This is a genomic window from Chlamydia crocodili, from assembly GCF_018343815.1.
GTDB classification, from domain to species: domain Bacteria; phylum Chlamydiota; class Chlamydiia; order Chlamydiales; family Chlamydiaceae; genus Chlamydia; species Chlamydia crocodili.
The window spans coordinates 424926-443572 of record NZ_CP060791.1 but is presented as its reverse complement, the minus strand read 5'-3'; the positions used below and the strand labels follow the sequence as shown (position 1 = coordinate 443572).

Sequence of the window (18647 nt, the reverse complement as noted above, 5' to 3'; positions counted from 1 at the left end):
AAAGCTAAAAAATTAAATCTAAAGAAATAAAATCGATTGAGTGTTTAAGGGAAAAGTTTATTTTAAGATAAATCTTACTTCCAGAAGCCTTTTTCCTTCAGAAGCAATAAAATTTTTTCTTTGTCATGACATTCGTTTTCTATAGACAATATCTCAGCTTCTCTTAAAAGATCTCCGAGTAGTCGACCTGGTACAATCCCTCTAGAAATAAGGTCTGGAGCAGAAACCAGAGGTGAAGAAGTTTTGATTCTTAGAATGAATTGTTCTAAGCGTGTTTCTAATTCTTGAACGCGAGCGATGAAATTCTGCTGTTTACAAGGATCTTTTTGGATCGCTGAAAACAAGGATAGAAACAGATGGGCTGTTGGTGAGGCTAAAAAATGTGCCCAAAAAACACGATTATTACTGATGTTTTGGAATTGTGGAAGAGCTTGGTACCAAAGTTGTATAAGTTTTAAATCTTTATTTGACACCCGTAAACGCGTGAATGCTACGCAAGCGGCTTCTTCACTAACCCCTTGAAATAGGGGAAGTAGAAAGCAAATTTCGGGAAATTCTATCGGATTAAGTCTTTTAGCAAATTCGATGTTTATTCGTAATAAACTGGGGGGAACATCGCGAAGCTCAGGGAAAATAACAGTAATGATTTTTAGCTTTATCAATAAGGATAGAGCTTCATAGGGACGGTTTTTCAGCATTTTCCTTAGTTCTTGCCAGATTCTTTCTGGGGATACGGAATTTACTAGAGTCGGGGCTTCCTTAATAATAGCGCGTTCTGTAGCTGGGTCTAGAGCAAAATCTAATGAAGAGCTAAAACGTATAGCTCGTAGTATACGAAGTTTATCTTCGGCGAAACGTAATTTAGGATGACCGATGGCTCGGACGACGCGTTTTTCAAGATCTCTTCTTCCTTCAACAAGATCAAAGAGTTTTTCTTCGAAAGGATCGTAATACATTCCATTTATTGTAAAATCTCGACGTAGAGCGTCTTCTTTCATCGATGAGAATACAACGCGTTCGGGATGACGCCCATCTTCATAATTTTCATCACTACGGAATGTGGCTACCTCAAATAGCCGATTGTCTTCTTTAACGACGATAATACCGAAGGCGGCACCTAATGCTAAAGTATCAGTAAAAATAGTGGAGACGATGACTGGGGGTGCGCTGGTTGCAATATCAATCTCCTCTATGGGTTTCCCCATGAGCATATCGCGAACACAACCACCAACAAAGTATGCTTGGTAACCTGCATTACGCAATTTTAAGAGAATTTTTTTTGCAGCTTCTAGGGCGATCGTTGTCATTACATCCCTAAATAAAGAAGAGAAGGAATTTAAGCTATAGCTTCTGGGGCTCTTCTGATAATCACTGGTGCTTTATTCTCTAAGATTGTGTCTTCTTGAATCCTTATAGCCTCTACTGTAGGATCGGAAGGAATCTCAAACATCAGGTCTCTGAGTAGATTTTCCAAGATCATACCTAAGGCGCGGGCGCCAGTTTTTGCCAGCTTAGCTTTTTTTGCTATAGCATATAGGGCATCTTTTTCGAATATCAACTTCACATTTTCTTCTGAAAATAGCTCGATATACTGTTTTACAATTGCATTTGTAGGTTCAGTAAGAATAGCGACAAGTTCATCTAAAGAGAGTTCTTCACAGTTAACAATACAGTTGAATCGACCAACGAATTCAGGAATCATACCGAAAGCAATGAGATCTTCTGTTTCTACCTTAGTAAGCAAATGATCGCGATCTTCCTGTGAGAAATCCCCTAAATCATCAGAAAATCCGATTGTAGTTTTCCCTAAACGTTTGGCAATAATCTTATCTAAGTTAACGAAAGCACCGCCAACAATGAAAAGAATATTCTCAGTATTTACACGGATATATTCTTGATTAGGATGTTTACGTCCTCCTTTAGGAGGAACATTAGCAGTGGTACCTTCTATAATTTTTAATAGAGCTTGTTGAACACCTTCACCGGAAACATCACGAGTAATAGAAACGTTAGCTGTAGTCCTACCAATCTTATCGATCTCATCAATATAAATAATTCCACGCTCTGCCCTAGCAACGTCGTAATCAGCGGCTTGTAATAATCTTAAGACAATGTTTTCCACATCTTCACCGACATAGCCGGCTTCGGTAAGGGTTGTCGCATCAGCGATTGTAAATGGCACATCTAAAATTTTTGCTAAGGTTTTAGCAATAAGGGTTTTCCCTGATCCTGTAGGTCCTAAGAGTAACACATTAGATTTTCCATAGCTTACATGTTTGTTGCTCAATAAAGCCCGTATACGTTTGTAATGATTATATACCGCTACAGCTATGGTTTTTTTTGCTCTTTCCTGTCCTACAACATATTTATCGATATGTTTTTTGATTTCTTTTGGAGTAAGAACTTGAAGATCCGAATGTTGAGGCGTTGTTTCTGTAGATGCGCCTGATGATGGAGTCGAGGTAGGTTTCTTATCTAAAATCCCTGAGCATAACTTAATGCAGTAATCACAAATATAGACAGATGGACCTGCTATAAGTTTTTCTACATCTTTTTCAGAACGCCCACAAAAAGAGCAAATGGTGAGATTTTTTTTGTTCATAATGACTCTCTAGGAGATAGTATCCTTATCTTTCGTGTCTTTTGCTGAAGAGACCACTTTATCAATTAGACCATAGGAAATAGCATCCTCAGCTCCCATAAAGAAATCTCTCTCAGAATCTTCTATGATTTTTTCTACAGGTTGTCCTGTACATTCGGAAAGAATGTTAGCGAGGTGTTTTTTCAGTGTTAAAATTTCTGCAGCTTGTAGCTGAATATCCGCAGAAGTTCCTATAATCCCTCCCGAAGGTTGGTGAATCATCATTCGACTATGAGGTAAAGCATAACGTTTACCTTTAGTTCCTGCAGAAAGTAGAAGAGCTCCCATAGAAGCTGCTTGACCTATACAATAAGTATTCACGTCGCAACCTAAGAAACGAATAGTATCATAAATAGCTAGTCCTGCTGTGATATATCCGCCAGGAGAGTTAATGAAAACTTTAATATCTTTTTTAGGATCTTCAGACATTAGGAAAAGTAATTGGGCAATGACAGTATTTGCGAGAGGTTCTGTAATCTCTTGACCAATCATTACAATGCGATCTTTTAAAAGACGCGAGTAAATATCCATGGCGCGTTCGCCACGACCTGTATCCTCGACCACATAAGGCACCAATGTCATTTGCATTTCCTCTCAAAATAGTTTCTTTCCCGCATATATATAAGATGCGCAAAAGCAATTCCAACAATACACATAATTCATTTTTTATGCTTTTTTGCTTGGAAACAAGCCTCTGCATTAAAATGTTGAATTCTATGTTTAAGACTTTCTTGGGTCAAGTGTTTTCCTCTAGCTAAATTACGCAGAGGGTGCTGTCGCTAATTCTTTTGCTTTGGATAGAACTGTTTCCATGGCTTTATGATAAGTTAGACGATCGCGAGCTGCCATCACTAGTTCTTGCAAAGCTTCGTTGGATATATCTCGAGGGGGTTGCATGCCGTAACGCTCTCTAGAACAAACATCCATCATATATTGAAGCTCTTCACGGCTAATCACAAGCTTTTCATCCGTGAAAATCTTGTTTGCTAAGAAAAATAATTTTAAAGTTTTTTTAGCTTCTGCTTCTGCTTCTTGTAATAAATCTGATTTTTTATCTTCTAGTTCTTCATCAGAACAATATTGAATCAAACGAGCATTGAGTAATTTTTCTCTTGTTAGCATCGCTAAACGATCTTCTAGCATAGATGTCGGAAGATCAAAATCTATAATATTTGCTAGAGCATTTTCTGCTTCAGTAAAGCATTGTTGATGTTGTTTATCTTTTGCTTGATTTTCTAATTGAATGCGTAGTTTTTTCTTTAGATCTTCTAAGGATTCAGCTTGTAGCTGACGAGCCTTCTCGTCATCAAGTTCTGGAGCAACAACCTCAATGACTGCATTAACAGTAAAAGTTAGAACATCTCCATTTAAAAATGATTGGATGTCAGGAGAGGTGATGATCTCTGTAACGCGATGACCTGCAGAAATGCCTAAAAATTTGGCTTTAAAAGAATCAGTCATTTCTTCTTCGCAAAGTTTGAAATATTTATTTTCAAAGATTGGTGTAGAGGCTCTTTCTTCGTCTTGTTTGGAAACATAAAGAGATAGGGATACGAAATCCCCTTCTTGAGAAGGACGAGTTACAGGAGTTTTTGTGGCGAAAAAATAAGAGATGTTCAGTAATCCCTTTTCCATTTCTTCATCGGTGATATCTTTTATAGGAGTTTCTTTTGCTAGTGATAATTTGTCCCAAGAGATATCAGCAATCACAGGAAAAGCTTCATAAGTGAAATCTACTTGCCCACCTTCGGTTAGATCTGCTTTTGTTACAGATGTAGACTTGATAGCTTGTGGAGAAAGAGGTCGGCGATCTCCGACAGTAGATAAAGCTTGGTAAGCTGATTGAATCAATAGTTGATTTAATTCTCTTGTTACTTGGCTAGGATAGCGAGAAACAATGATGTCATCAGGAGCTTTACCTTTGCGGAATCCTGATAGAACAACGTCTTTCTTTATTTTTTTTATAGCCTGTTTATGAAGTTTATCTAAGAGTTGCGGTGTGGTTTTTACTACAGCAGAAACAACGCACCCTGACTGTTCTTCTAAATTAATAGAAAATTGCTCATTAGAAAAATTTCGCGACACAAGACTACCTTTTGAAGCTTTTCTGGAAGGAAAAGCGGGTGATGAGGCTTGAACTCACGACCTTCACGTTGGCAACGTGGCGCTCTACCACTGAGCTACACCCGCAAGAAAAGTGATATTCTAGATATTTGATGAGTTTTTATCAACGACTAGTCAACTACAGTAGTAATAGTTAGTGCAAAAACACAGGCTAAAATACAAGAGAAAAGGCCTGATAAAATTTTTCATTGATTTAGCATGGGTAAACAGGTACAAGTAAGCTGATTCAATCAGAACTCTATAATTTAGAGGAGAAATGCTCAATTTTCGCAAATTACGAAGGGATTTTACAGCTAACATTTTGCAGGATGGCAAGGAACTTTTTGACCAAGGAGCTGTGATTAATGCGAAAATCCTGTCTATGAATGGGGAATCGGTGTGTATAGGAGCGCAGATTCGAGGCTTATATGACAACGTATATGAATGTGAAATAGAAGTAGATCGATCGAAATCAGATACTATAGATTCTAACTGTGATTGCTCATATAATTATGATTGCCAGCACATAGTTGCATTACTGTTTTATCTAGAAAAGTATTTTAATGAAATGGTGGTGGCTTACTCTCAAGAGGCCAATTTAGATACCAATCAAGAGATAAATGAAGAAGTAAAAAAAGAGCTTCAGGAAACTTTTGTTGTTGCAGCCAGTAGAGAAGAAGAAAGAAAAGACCGAGCTCATCAAAAAGAAATCTTGAGTGAGTACGTTCACGCAGCGAATGTATTAAGCGCGAATCCATTTTTCCTTCCTCAAGAATATTTGGAGAAGAATTCCGCAGAACTTGCTGTTTTATTTGTTGCTTCCAATGATGAAGTATTTCGTCCAAATCAGCATGTTGAATTCCAACTAGTTTTACGCCTTCCTGGACGTTCTAAACCTTTTTATATTTCAAATATTAAAACATTTCTTGAAGGAGTTTTATATCAAGAGCCGATTATCCTTAATGGACGTCGTTTCTTTTTCACAATGCAATCTTTCAATGCTTCTGATCGCAAGCTTATAGATTTGTTGATTCGCTATGTTCGTTATGCGAATCAAGCTCCTGAAGAAAAATTATTAAAATCTGCTTATCTTACATTAACATCGCTAGGTGTAATTTTAGCAAAAATGTATGAACATCAAATGGCAGACCGTGGGGGAGGACAAGCTGGAGAGAAAGAAAGTTTTTCAGGGATGTTTTGTGGGAACCTTGAAGAGCCCTTATATTGGTCGGTTTCACCAGCTACGATGAAGTTTGATTTAGATTTTTTCGATACTCCCTATAAAGCATTGTTAATGACCCCGTTAATCCTTGTGGACGATGAAACTCTTCAGCCTGAGCAAGCGATTCTCTTAGAATCTAATGTTCCTGGAATCATTCACAATAACGTTTACCATCATTTCGCACCCCAAATTCGACGCGCGCATTTACGTTCTTTTTCAAGGCTACGAGATATTACTATTCCGGAAGCTCTATTCGGTTCTTTCCGAGAGAACGCTCTTCCTGTGTTTAAGGAATATGCTGAAGTTTCTAACGTTGAAGTTCTAAACTCCTTTATCACCCTGCCTTATATTGAGGATGTTCGTGGTGTCTGTAACATAAGTTATTTAGATGGCGAATTAGAGGCGAAATTACATTTTATCTATGATTCACTCACAATCCCAGCTGCTTCTTTTTCTTTAAAATACCAAGATATTCGTGCATTTATTCGTGACGATGGAATCTTGGCTAGGAATCTTGTTGAAGAACGTAAGATCATAGAGGAGGTTTTCTCAGGCTTTATTTATGATGAGCGTGATGGTGCCTTCCATGTAAAAAGTGAGAAGAAAATCGTAGAGTTTATGACGGAAACGATTCCTAATAATCAGCATAGGATAACGTTTAATTGTCCTGAGACTCTCTCTGATCAGTTTATTTATGATGAAACTGTCTTTGACCTTTCCTTTAAGGAAAGTTCTGAAATTAATACTTATGAAGCTGAGCTTAAAGTTAATGGTTTGTTGAAGGGAATTAGCTTAGACTTGCTTTGGGATTGTATAAGCGCTAAAAAACGTTTCCTAGAGTTGCCGAAGCGAGGGCGTAATGTAAAAACTCCTCGAAGAGGTAGAACTCCTGGTTCTGCAAAACTCCCGTGTATTTTAGTTTTAGATTTAGAAAAAATTTCTCCAGTTATTCAGATTTTTAATGAAATAGGCTTTAAAGTTCTTGATGACTTTGTAGAAAAATGTCCTTTGTGGAGTTTAACAGGGATTTCTCCTGAACTATTCAAAGGTTTACCAGTCAATTTTAAAATGACGGATAAACTTGCTGAAATACAAAAGCAAATTCGTGGAGAAGTCGCTTTTGATTTCCAAGCTGTTCCTAAGCAAATACAAGCTACATTACGTAGCTACCAAACAGAAGGAATTCATTGGCTAGAACGTCTTAGAAGAATGCATTTAAATGGTATTCTTGCTGACGACATGGGTCTTGGGAAAACTTTACAAGCGATCATCGCTATTACACAAAGTAGATTAGAGAAGGGAAAGGGATGCTCTCTAATTGTCTGCCCAACATCTTTGGTATATAACTGGAAAGAAGAATTCCGTAAGTTCAATCCGGAATTCAAAACTATGATAGTTGATGGGATTCCTTCTCATAGACGTAGACAGCTAGCTGCTTTATCAGATTATGATGTTGCCATTACCTCATACAACCTACTGCAAAAAGACATCGATATTTATAAGGATTTTGTCTTTGACTATGTAGTTTTAGACGAAGCTCATCATATTAAGAACCGCACGACGCGTAATGCAAAATCTGTAAAAATGATTCGTTCGGGACATCGATTAATCTTAACAGGTACTCCAATTGAAAATTCTCTTGAAGAATTATGGAGTCTCTTCGACTTCTTAATGCCTGGTTTATTAAGCAGTTATGATCGCTTTGTTGGAAAATATATCCGCACAGGCAACTATATGGGGAATAAGACCGATAATATGGTTGCTTTGAAGAAGAAGGTGGCGCCGTTCATTCTTCGTCGTATGAAAGAAGACGTATTGGAAGATTTACCTCCTGTATCAGAAATTCTATATCATTGTCACCTTACAGACTCTCAGAAAGAGCTATATCATTCTTATGCTGCTTCAGCTAAAAAAGAACTTTCTCGTTTAGTTAAACAAGAAGGATTTGATCGTATACATATCCATGTTCTTGCAACACTTACACGTCTAAAACAAATTTGTTGTCATCCAGCTATTTTTGCAAAAGATGTGCCTGAACCGGGTGATTCTGCAAAGTATGACTTGCTTATGGACCTTCTTTCTTCTCTTGTTGAGACAGGACATAAGACAGTTCTCTTTAGTCAATATACTAAGATGTTAAGCATCATAAAAAAAGACTTAGAAGCTCGTGGAGTGCGCTTTGTTTATTTAGATGGTTCCACCAAGAACAGATTGGAAATAGTCAACCAGTTTAATGAAGATCCAGGGCTGCTAGTTTTCTTGATTTCTTTAAAGGCAGGAGGAACAGGATTAAATCTCGTTGGTGCGGACACCGTGATTCACTATGATATGTGGTGGAATCCCGCTGTAGAAAATCAAGCTACAGATCGGGTACATCGCATAGGACAGAATCGCTCAGTGTCTTCGTATAAGCTAGTTACGTTAAATACCATTGAGGAAAAAATTCTAACTCTCCAAAACAGGAAAAAGAGCCTTGTAAAGAAAGTGATCAACTCTGATGATGAAGTCGTTTCCAAGTTGACTTGGGAAGAAGTACTAGAATTGCTACAGATATGATGCTATGAGCCCACATCGAAGCTTATTTAAAATTAAAAATCTTTCTAATCGATTGTACAACAAGACTCTAGGCCGTTTTGATAAAGTTTTCAACTTTTTTTCTGGCAATGTTGGTATCGATTTAGGAACAGCGAACACTTTAGTTTATGTTCGTGGTCGCGGTATTGTTCTCAGTGAACCCTCTGTAGTTGCTGTAGATGCTCAAACGCATACAGTTCTTGCTGTTGGTCATAAAGCTAAGGCTATGTTGGGGAAAACTCCGAGAAAAATTATGGCTGTTCGTCCTATGAAAGATGGGGTGATTGCAGATTTCGAAATAGCGGAGGGCATGTTAAAAGCGTTGATCAAACGTGTAACACCTTCTCGTAGTATGTTCCGACCAAGAATTTTAATTGCTGTGCCTTCGGGGATTACCGGTGTGGAAAAGCGTGCTGTTGAAGACTCTGCTTTACATGCTGGAGCTCAGGAAGTGATCTTAATAGAGGAGCCTATGGCGGCTGCTATTGGCGTAGATCTTCCTGTTCATGAACCTGCTGCGAGTATGATTATTGATATTGGTGGTGGGACTACGGAGATTGCTATCATTTCTCTAGGAGGAATTGTGGAATCACGTTCCTTGCGTATAGCTGGGGATGAGTTCGATGAATGTATTATTAATTACATGCGTCGTACTTACAATCTTATGATTGGTCCGCGTACTGCTGAAGAAATAAAAATCACTATTGGTTCTGCGTATCCTTTGGGGGATCATGAGCTTGAGATGGAAGTTCGAGGTCGTGATCAAGTGGCAGGATTACCAATCACAAAAAGGATTAACTCTGTTGAAATTCGTGAATGTTTAGCAGAGCCTATCCAACAAATTATTGAATGCGTTCGTTTAACTTTAGAGAAGTGTCCTCCGGAACTTTCTGCTGATTTAGTTGAACGTGGTATGGTATTAGCTGGTGGAGGGGCTTTAATTAAAGGTCTCGATAAGGCTTTAAGTAAAAATACGGGACTTTCTGTAATTACTGCACCGCATCCTTTACTTGCTGTTTGTTTAGGAACAGGAAAGGCTTTAGAACACCTAGATCAATTCAAGAAACGCAAAGGGAATATGGTATGACCAGTGCATGGAGCAACGAAATTCAGCATGAAGGTTTAAGACAATGGATCCAAGAGGTTGCTGAATTAGTAACTCCTAAGGATATCCGTATATGTAATGGTTCCGATGCTGAATATGCTGAAGTCTACAGCATGATGCAAAAATCAGGAACAGCTATTCCTCTAAACTCTGATTTACATCCCAACTGTTTTCTAGTGCGTTCTTCTCCCGAAGATGTTGCTCGTGTTGAACAGTTCACTTTTATTTGCACTACAAAAAAAGAAGATGCAGGCCCTACCAATAATTGGCGTGATCCTCAAGAAATGCGTCAAGAACTAGAAGGTCTTTTCCGAGGTTGTATGCGTGGAAGGACTCTCTATGTGATTCCTTTTTGCATGGGACCGTTAAATTCTCCATTTTCTCTTATTGGTGTTGAAATTACCGATTCTCCATATGTTGTTTGTTCTATGAAGATCATGACCCGAATGGGAGCGGAGGTATTAAAATCGTTGGGGACATCTGGTTCCTTCCATAAGTGTTTACACAGTGTGGGAGTCCCTTTATCCCCAGGTGAAAAAGATGTAGCTTGGCCTTGTAATCCTAAGAATATGCGTATAGTACATTTCCAAGATGACAGTAGTGTAATGTCATTTGGTAGTGGTTACGGAGGAAATGCTTTACTGGGGAAAAAATGTGTAGCATTACGCTTAGCTTCATATATAGCTCGTTCGCAAGATTGGCTTGCGGAGCATATGTTGATCATTGGTGTGACTAATCCTCAGGGACAGAAGAAGTATTTTGCAGCTTCTTTCCCTAGTGCTTGTGGCAAAACTAACCTTGCTATGCTTATGCCCAAGATTCCTGGTTGGAAAGTCGAATGTATCGGCGATGACATTGCATGGATACGCCCTGGTGTTGACGGTAGGTTATACGCTGTGAATCCCGAATTTGGTTTTTTTGGTGTTGCTCCAGGAACATCAGAAACTACAAATCCTAATGCTTTAGCCACTTGTAAATCCAATTCGATATTTACTAATGTTGCTTTGACTTCAGATGGAGATGTCTGGTGGGAGGGTTTAACGAGTCAACCTCCTGAAGGTCTTATAGATTGGCATGGTAATCCTTGGCAACCTGGAGGAGCTCCTGCGGCACATCCTAATTCTAGATTCACTGCTCCTGTAAAGCAGTGTCCTGTTTTAGATCCTCAATGGAATAGTCCTGAAGGTGTACCAATAGAGGCGATTATTTTTGGTGGTCGTCGTTCTGAGACTATACCTTTGGTTTATGAGGCTTTAAGTTGGCAACATGGAGTTACCATTGGTGCGAGCATGTCTTCGGCAACTACTGCAGCTATTGTCGGTGAACAAGGGAAGTTACGGCATGATCCTTTTGCTATGTTACCTTTCTGTGGCTACAACATGGCATACTACTTTGATCACTGGTTATCTTTTGCTTCTAACACAAGTTTAAAACTACCAAAGATCTATGGTGTGAACTGGTTCCGCAAGGATAAAGATGGCAATTTTATCTGGCCAGGATTTAGCGACAATCTTCGTGTTTTAGAATGGATTTTCCGAAGAACTAACGGAGAAGAGTCCATCGCTAAGAAAACACCTATTGGTTACTTACCCGAAGAATCTTCTTTAAACTTAGAAGGACTCAACTTATCTTCACAAGCTCTTCAGGATCTACTTTCTGTGGATGTTCCTGGATGGCTGAAAGAGGTTGCTAATGTTCGTGAGTACTGCAAGATTTTTGGATCTGACCTTCCTCAAACAATCACTGATGAATTATTCAGAATAGAAAGAGAATTAAAATAATTAAATAATCAAAGTCACTTGTTATTTATGTTTTAGTTTTAAAGTTAATTATTTTTTATTTTTGAAATATTTTTTTTATTTTAAAATTAGAAAAATAATTAATCTCTTCTGGATAAATTACGGTGACGGTACAACCTTCATACATTACTTTTAATCGCAATGTAACGGCGGCACTACTTGGTGATCAGGTAGATATGACAACACCGTTTTCTAGTTCTGTGTTTCTTTTCCAAGAACTAGATCAAAAAGCAAGGGGATTAAAGCACGCACTTGGTTTGTTGCAAGAAGCAGAGGCTAAGTTGCCCATAGTACAAATTTCTTCAGAATTTATAGGAGATGTTTCTTTCGAAAATCTTCCTGAAGAAAAAATCACTTTTCCAAATATTACTTATGATTCTAGTAAAGTGGATGAGATCTTAAAAGATCCAAATCTTGCTGCTGCAAAACTTTATATAGAGGGACTTGATAAGAGTTTTGAAGATTGGCTAAAGGAAGTTGATCAAGGGGGGATTTTTAATCCCACAGAGGCTGAAAAAACTATAGTTAAAGATTTTAAAATAAAATTAGATACTTTGAAACAATCATTCACCGCCGGGAATCCTACAACTGATCAATATAATGCAATATATGCTTTACCCAAAGAGTTTGTAGCTAAGATAGAAGAACTCAAAGGGAAAGATGCTCCTCCAAAAAGTAAGGTGATCAATTTTTGGCAGAACATGATGGTAGTTTATAATGCCATGATCTCTTTGTCTTATCCTGTTTCTGAACAATTGAACATCCAACTTGCTGAATGCTCATTAAATATTGATGAAGCAAATAAAGTTATTGAGCTAATACGTCAATTCTCAAGCTCTCTTAAAGATCTACTTAATCCCGTATGGGATATCTCTTCGACAGCATCTAACTTAACTGGTTCTGGTTACAACGCTATGCAAGGCGGTATGACGCGTACCTACATAATGCTCGGTGGAGTATATCGCATGCTTATGGATAAGTATTCAAGTAATGCAGTAGATGCAATGCCTCAAGGAGTCAAAGACGGAGTAACTACTTTTATAAGTGCTATGGGTAGTTTGAAGATGAATGCCAGTGTGAATTTACCAAGTTTCCTAAGTTTGTTGTATTCCTATTTAGTATGTGCAGGGCAATACGGTATATCGCAAAGTAGCTCGCAGGCTAATTACAAAGAAGTTCTAGAGAAAGAATATACTTATTGGAATGAACGTGGGAATGGGAGTTTTAATGTTGCAGATGTCCCTTTAGTCACATTTAAAGGTAATCCTTCTGCTGATTATCAGGGTATCAAGCTATTCTACAACGGTAGCCAAACCAATCTTAATCCAGAATTTTTCCAAAAATGCATTGAGTTAATGACGAAGGATCCTACTTCGGTGATGTCACGCTCTGACTATCAGAAAGTGATTGATGGGATGAATAATGGTATTAAGCAAATCCAAGCTCAAATTACCAAATGGACAGAAGAATCAGCCAAATTAATGGGGCAAAAAGATTCTATGGATCCTACGAAATTAAATTATTTCGACAGTATGAAAGAGGGCAAAAAGACGTTTGTAGATACCTCTCCAATACAAATGGTTTATTCCTCTTTATTATTAGATAAGTATTTACCCAATCAGCAGCACGTTTTAGAGACATTAGGTGTACAGATGACTTTCTCTAATAAAGCTGCTAAGTACATGAATCAGATTATTACCAATGTTACGAATTTCCAAACTGCAGATGTTTATTATTCTTTAGCAATATATTTGCGTCAGATGAACTTACAGGCTCTTACTGATGCTTTAGGAAAAGCCCAGAGTGTTTTAGATAAGGAAAAAGTACGTTGTAGAGCAGATGTTGAGCGTTGTCAGAGAGTAAAAACCGAACTTACTAAAATCTTAGACAGCATAAAAAATGATACCGAGCTGACCTCTTCTCAGAAACGAGAGCTTCGTCAGACAATTTCTGGATACGAATTCCAATTTGATGCTTTATTGCGTAATCTAGGTAATCTTTATATCTTCCTAAACAATATACAATTTACTGCCGTAGAAAAACCTGAAGAAGTTGATGAAGCCTTTGATATTAAGGTGAACGGTCAAAAATCTGACAATTGGCCACGTTTCCTATCAGCTTTCGAAAGCTTTGTTATTGAAGGTGGTGAAAACGGTGTTGTTCCTGGTGGTGAGCAGCAGATTTTACAGAGTTTAGAAGCTACCCAACAGAATTTTACAACCTTTAACCAAAACCAACAGCTCGCATTACAGTTAGAATCTTCCGCAATTCAGCAAGAGTGGACTATGGTCAGCGCTGCTTTAGCATTGATGAATCAGATATTTGCGAAGTTAACACGTAGATTTAAATAGGTGAAGTTATGAAAAACTCTCCAATACAAGGCTATCAACAGATTAATCAGATTTCTGAAGGGCCGGTATTTGCAGAACGTCGTGTATCTCCTGCTGAGGTAGCTGCGGATTATACAAAGATGAACGAGGTAGCTTCTCATTTGAAAATCATGCAAGACTTGCTTAAAGAGGCTAGTGATTTGGGATTACGTAGGGAGTTCATATCTTCTTTACAGCATGATTTTTTAGATACAGGATTCGAACTTGCTGTAATACAAACTGTACTTACAGAAAAAGAAAATAAAGAGCTACGTAAGGAAGCAAATAAGATTTTTCAAGAGCATTTAGATAGAATATCTCCACAAGCGTTAACAACAGCTCCCGAGCTCGCTCCGGTAGAGGGTTCTATAGTCAATAAAATGCCTTTCCAGTCGGCATTTGCTTATATCCTTTTAGATAAATACATCCCTGCGCAAGAGACTGCTTTATATGCCTTAGGAAGAGAACTAAACCTCTCAGGATATGCTCAGAACTTGTTTAGTCCTCTTTTAGAAACTATAAAGAGTTTCAACTCCGCTCCTATTATCTATAATTTAGGATCATACATTTCTCAAACATCAGGAACTGCGAATTTTAAATTCGGTTATCAGATGATTGTAGATCGCTATGAAGAAGAACGTTTACAGTTGAGGAATGATATTAAAAGTGCTGAGAATGCTCAGCTTTTATTGAAGCAAATTTCTAAGAATATTCAGGGAAATAGTTCTCTTTCTGATGCTCAAAAAAAACAGCTCGAGGATATCGTTAAGGGCTATAATAATGAATTATCCATTATGATAAATCAGATGAAGAATCTGATGTTGAATCTGAATGCTCTTGTTTTCATTCCTGGGAACAGTGAATACGACCCTTCTTATAAGATTATGGGTTCAGACTTTTCTATAATTACATTACAAGATTTGGAGCATAAGGTTGTTGATGGAGAAATTGATATCAACACAGGGACTGCAAAAGGTGGCTTGTTGAATTTCTTTAACAACTGTCTTTCCGATGTGCAAAATTACGGAGATTTAGCACAAACACATCAATTGATGTTAGAACTTCAGATGCGTGCTATGCAGCAAGAATGGAGTTTAATTGCAGCATCATTGAAGCTGATACACAACGTATATCGTACGTTAATCAGTTCGTATAATTAGAATTGGAATCCTGCCGTTACGTTTATAGCACGCTGGCAGCCCCAACGTCCTTCAACGCTATAGAAAAAATTATCTGATGCGCAGCTTGTTGCTCCACAGCAGAAGTTCACTCTATGGAAATTCGTAATTTTACGGACTTTGAACTTCAAGTTAGAGAATTGGCTTTCTAGACGCTTAAAGCTATCTGCGGGTGCAGTTCTGGATGCGCTGCCTACAGAAACAGAGACATAAGGAAGAATATAGTCATTCACATAGGTGGTGATTCCTATATTTGCTGACCACTCTTTATAGCTAATTTTACCGTTAGAATCTTCGAAGTATACTTCAGGGTTTGCTTGGCTATTTACTACGATGTAGTTAATAGGACATGCTGCGTGGCGGTAATCTCCACCAATACCAATGAAAGAAATCCCATCTTTCCAAAGGATCTTTTTCAAACTTAAATCCCAAACAAAACCATAGTTACTTTGCACTTCTACCAAACCATCAGTAACTTGTGATTCAGAAGCTAGGGGAGAAGATGTGTAGTCTCTATAGGCGTTAAGAGGGAGACGGTAGTATTGTTTCAATCCTCCGATTTTTACATCGAAGCTGATATCTAATAGGGGAATAGCAGCAGGTGAAGTGTCTTGGAAAGCCACTGAGGCAAAAATACAGCTAGCGCTAACTTTAGAGTCGTTTAGATCGAAGTCAAAATCTTTTACTGTTGAGGTGATTGTAGGAGAAGGCCCGGTTCCTGTCGTGTTAACGGACGTCACTACGGGAACATTCTTCACTCTTGCACTTTCTGAAAAAATATAATCCCCAGAAAATCCTATTTTTAAGCTTCCTGTAAGTGCTGCGAAGAGACTGTAGCTATTGCAGAGTTCGAAAGCACACATTCCTTTTTGTTCTGGATTGATCCCTGGGATGACAGGATATGCAGGATTTCCCGACGGCATAGCATTAAGGATAGAGGAAGAAAAAATTCCTGATAAAGCTAGGAGAGAGAGGGATGCTAAACGTAGATGCTTTTTCAGCTTGCTATTCATTTAGTAGATGGCCTTATTTACTATGCGTTATAAATTCATCTTTAACAAATGATAAAAAAATGTACAAATGAAAACTCTGTAGAGATAGGACTTCTATCTAAGGAGATGGGAAAGATAGAAATATTCCTCTTTTAAAGATATTCTTCTTTAGTATTTCTTTGTAAAAGTGCAGCGATGCCTTCTTTAATATCGAGATTCTCATATAATACGCGATAGATACCTGTGGTTATCGGCATATCAATTTTATGATGTTTGGCAATTTGGTATGCTGAAAGAGCAGTATAAGCGCCTTCAACAACCATACCGATTTCTGCTTTCGCCTTCTCAAGAGTCATTCCTTGAGCTATCAGCTTCCCAAATTTTGTATTTCTACTTAATGAAGAAAAGCACGTTGTGCAGAGATCCCCAAGACCTGCCAAACCATTAAGAGTATCAGGGCGGCAGTCCATAATCGTTGCAAATTTTCGTATTTCATGAAGTCCTCGAGTGACTAATCCCGATTTGGCATTGTCCCCAAAATGGAATCCATCGGAAATTCCACAAGCAATTGCTATGATATTCTTTAAAGCTCCTCCGAGAGCAACACCTTTAAGATCACTATTAGGATATACTCGGAATGTTGGAGTCAGGAAAGCATTGTGTATTTTTTTTAAGGTATCCGGATTATACGCGCTGATCACTACAGAACATGGACAGCCTTTAAGAACTTCTCTAGCTATAGAAGGCCCACTAAGATAACCGAGATACTGCGAAGCATCTTTACCAAAAATTTCTACAACAATCTCACTAAGTAATAATCCCGTATGTTGTTCGATACCTTTTGAAGTAATAACAAAAGGTACATTGAGATCTGTGATTGTTTTTAACTGTTCAGATACGGGACGTATGCCTGCTGAGGATACGCCTTCAACAATCATAGAAGCTCCTACTACAGCTTCTGCCATATCTGTAGTAAAGGACAGATTTGGATGAATAGGAATATCAGGAGCTTGGGGATGACGTTTCTCTGTTTGTAATTGAGCAACCAATTCAGGATTGCGGGCCCATCCAACAACCTGGTAACCCTTATTTGCTAGTAATGATGCGAGACAAAATCCCCAAATGCCCATACCTAAGTAGGCAATTTTTTCCTTCATGAGGCCTCAAAAAACGGTTCCTCGAAAAATGCTTTATTCTCCCAATGCAGGGAGGTAGAGGTTGAAGGATAATAGAAATCGGCTTCTAATTCAAATGTTGTGTTCGGAGAAAGTTTTTTTCCGGTCACTTTATGGAAAATTTGACGTTCTCTAGCTGAAAGAGCTTCTCGAACAGTCGCTGGACTGTGATTGCCTTCAAGATTTTTTAAGGGTGCGAAGCATTCTTGACGCGGATAGACAAGAGTTTGACAACGTTCGCTATAACAAAATAGATCAAAGATAAATTCTTCGAATTTCCAAGAATTTTTCTCAGAGGAATAGAGTCCTAATTGTTTTGCATGTTTATGAGCTTTGTAAAGAGGAAGTTCACGTAGAGCCGCGTGGGCGATGAAGTCCATAGATAAGCAATACAACCCGATATTAGCGAGGCAATACTTCAAAGTCCCATCTTGATTTGTGGCAAAACGTTCGTTTTGAGGTATTTCAGAATACTCAATAACTGAGGTTTTCCCCGAATCATTAGACTGTACTAAGATACCCACATCTTCAATGGCTGTTTGTCGCGAAGCTGCTTTAATAGTTACTTCATTATTTTCCATTCCGTGGAATCCACAAAGTTCCACATCAAAAGGTAGAGCTAAAGGATTATCAATAGGAATAACGCTAACCATTTCGATTCCGGCTTTCTTCCATTTTTCCCAAAGTCCTGAGGTATATAGAAGAGTTGCTAAGCAACCATTGCCATTAGGCCCTAAGGATAGCGTATCAGTATCTTCTAGAAAGAGATCTCCTGATAAAGATAATAGAGGCCAAAGTGGCTGACAAAAAAAGTCCACTTGATTGGGATCAAGATGGAAATAATCATTAGATTCGAAGTAGGAACGCGTCTGACGATTATTTAAGGGAGATGTCATAAAAGCTAAAGGTAAAGGCTGATTCGCAAGTTTGCTTGCTGCACAGACTTTTTCAGCAACAAGCTGAAAGAGGGGCTTTTTTTTGATAGGAGATACGGGGAAAAGTCCTTTGGGACCGTCACATTTTAATCTAGATCCTTGCCCACCAGCAAGAACCACGCAAGCTACTTTCTTTTCTTTTAGAAGATGTGTTCCTATTTTTGTTCTTTCCGAATCTTCTCCAGAAGAAGCAAAGGAAGTTAAAGGATGAAAATCTTTTAAGATAGATCTTGGAGAAGTAATGAGCTGACGTTGTTTATGGAAAAGCTCAACATCTATGGAAGAAATTTGATAATAGAGGCGTTGTTGTTGTTTTTGAGAAAGGGACGACCATGAATCTAATAAGTGCTCTTGATTAATAGATTTAAGTTTTTCTGTTAGTGAAGACATTTCCACGACAGACGGAAAGATTACAGAGTCGGTCATTACAGTTAGCCTTGCGTTCCTATCTCTTGATGTTAGAATACTTATTATTCTTGATCTTTTCGATGATTTTTCTACGGTTAATTAATTCTAGTAGTTTATTTTGATGCTCTTGTAGACGCTTGCAGGAG

General features: G+C 38.2%; 12 protein-coding genes and 1 tRNA gene. 5 read left to right on the top strand and 8 right to left on the bottom strand.

Going from position 1 to position 18647, the window contains the following annotated elements; genetic code table 11:
- Nucleotides 1–74 precede the first annotated feature (74 nt).
- The 5 genes from H9Q19_RS01925 to H9Q19_RS01905 form a co-directional block, all read right to left on the bottom strand.
- Nucleotides 75–1307 (bottom strand): CCA tRNA nucleotidyltransferase, encoded by a 1233-nt coding sequence (locus H9Q19_RS01925; RefSeq protein WP_213241734.1) that lies wholly within the window; start codon nt 1305–1307, stop codon nt 75–77.
- A 29-nt stretch (nt 1308–1336) separates the two neighbouring features.
- Nucleotides 1337–2602, bottom strand: a complete 1266-nt coding sequence (gene clpX / locus H9Q19_RS01920; protein WP_213241732.1) for an ATP-dependent Clp protease ATP-binding subunit ClpX — start codon at nt 2600–2602, stop codon at nt 1337–1339.
- A 9-nt stretch (nt 2603–2611) separates the two neighbouring features.
- Nucleotides 2612–3223 (bottom strand): ATP-dependent Clp protease proteolytic subunit, encoded by a 612-nt coding sequence (locus H9Q19_RS01915; RefSeq protein ID WP_006343578.1) that lies wholly within the window; start codon nt 3221–3223, stop codon nt 2612–2614.
- A gap of 177 nt (nt 3224–3400) precedes the next feature.
- Complete coding sequence (tig, locus tag H9Q19_RS01910) at nt 3401–4726, bottom strand: trigger factor (RefSeq protein ID WP_213241730.1); 1326 nt, start codon at nt 4724–4726, stop codon at nt 3401–3403.
- 33 nt (nt 4727–4759) lie between these two features.
- Nucleotides 4760–4831 (bottom strand) — tRNA-Gly (locus tag H9Q19_RS01905).
- A 190-nt stretch (nt 4832–5021) separates the two neighbouring features.
- On the opposite strand from H9Q19_RS01905, the gene H9Q19_RS01900 reads away from it, so the two are divergent.
- The 5 genes from H9Q19_RS01900 to H9Q19_RS01880 all read left to right on the top strand — a co-directional run bounded on the left by H9Q19_RS01900 (nt 5022) and on the right by H9Q19_RS01880 (nt 14973).
- Nucleotides 5022–8522 (top strand): DEAD/DEAH box helicase, encoded by a 3501-nt coding sequence (locus H9Q19_RS01900; RefSeq protein ID WP_213241728.1) that lies wholly within the window; start codon nt 5022–5024, stop codon nt 8520–8522.
- A gap of 4 nt (nt 8523–8526) precedes the next feature.
- A complete protein-coding gene (locus H9Q19_RS01895) occupies nt 8527–9627 on the top strand; it encodes a rod shape-determining protein (protein WP_006343575.1) in 1101 nt (366 codons plus the stop codon).
- Nucleotides 9624–11426 carry a phosphoenolpyruvate carboxykinase (GTP) gene (locus tag H9Q19_RS01890; RefSeq protein WP_213241726.1) on the top strand — a complete coding sequence of 601 codons (1803 nt, stop codon included), beginning with the start codon at nt 9624–9626 and terminating at the stop codon, nt 11424–11426. The genes H9Q19_RS01895 and H9Q19_RS01890 overlap by 4 nt, the downstream gene beginning before the upstream one ends.
- A 122-nt stretch (nt 11427–11548) precedes the next feature.
- Entirely contained in the window at nt 11549–13795 is a 2247-nt protein-coding gene (locus H9Q19_RS01885; RefSeq protein ID WP_213241724.1) for a CT620/CT621 family type III secretion system effector, read from the top strand.
- An 8-nt stretch (nt 13796–13803) separates the two neighbouring features.
- On the top strand, nt 13804–14973 hold the full coding sequence (locus H9Q19_RS01880; protein ID WP_213241722.1) for a CT620/CT621 family type III secretion system effector: 1170 nt from the start codon (nt 13804–13806) through the stop codon (nt 14971–14973).
- Here the strand turns inward: H9Q19_RS01880 and H9Q19_RS01875 are convergent.
- The 3 genes from H9Q19_RS01875 to H9Q19_RS01865 form a co-directional block, all read right to left on the bottom strand.
- Entirely contained in the window at nt 14970–16004 is a 1035-nt protein-coding gene (locus H9Q19_RS01875) for a hypothetical protein (RefSeq protein ID WP_213241720.1), read from the bottom strand. The two genes, H9Q19_RS01880 and H9Q19_RS01875, sit on opposite strands and share 4 nt — an antisense overlap.
- A 131-nt stretch (nt 16005–16135) precedes the next feature.
- Nucleotides 16136–17140 carry an NAD(P)H-dependent glycerol-3-phosphate dehydrogenase gene (locus tag H9Q19_RS01870; RefSeq protein WP_213241718.1) on the bottom strand — a complete coding sequence of 335 codons (1005 nt, stop codon included), beginning with the start codon at nt 17138–17140 and terminating at the stop codon, nt 16136–16138.
- On the bottom strand, nt 17137–18519 hold the full coding sequence (locus tag H9Q19_RS01865; protein WP_213241716.1) for a UTP--glucose-1-phosphate uridylyltransferase: 1383 nt from the start codon (nt 18517–18519) through the stop codon (nt 17137–17139). The genes H9Q19_RS01870 and H9Q19_RS01865 overlap by 4 nt, the downstream gene beginning before the upstream one ends.
- Nucleotides 18520–18647: the final 128 nt, after the last annotated feature.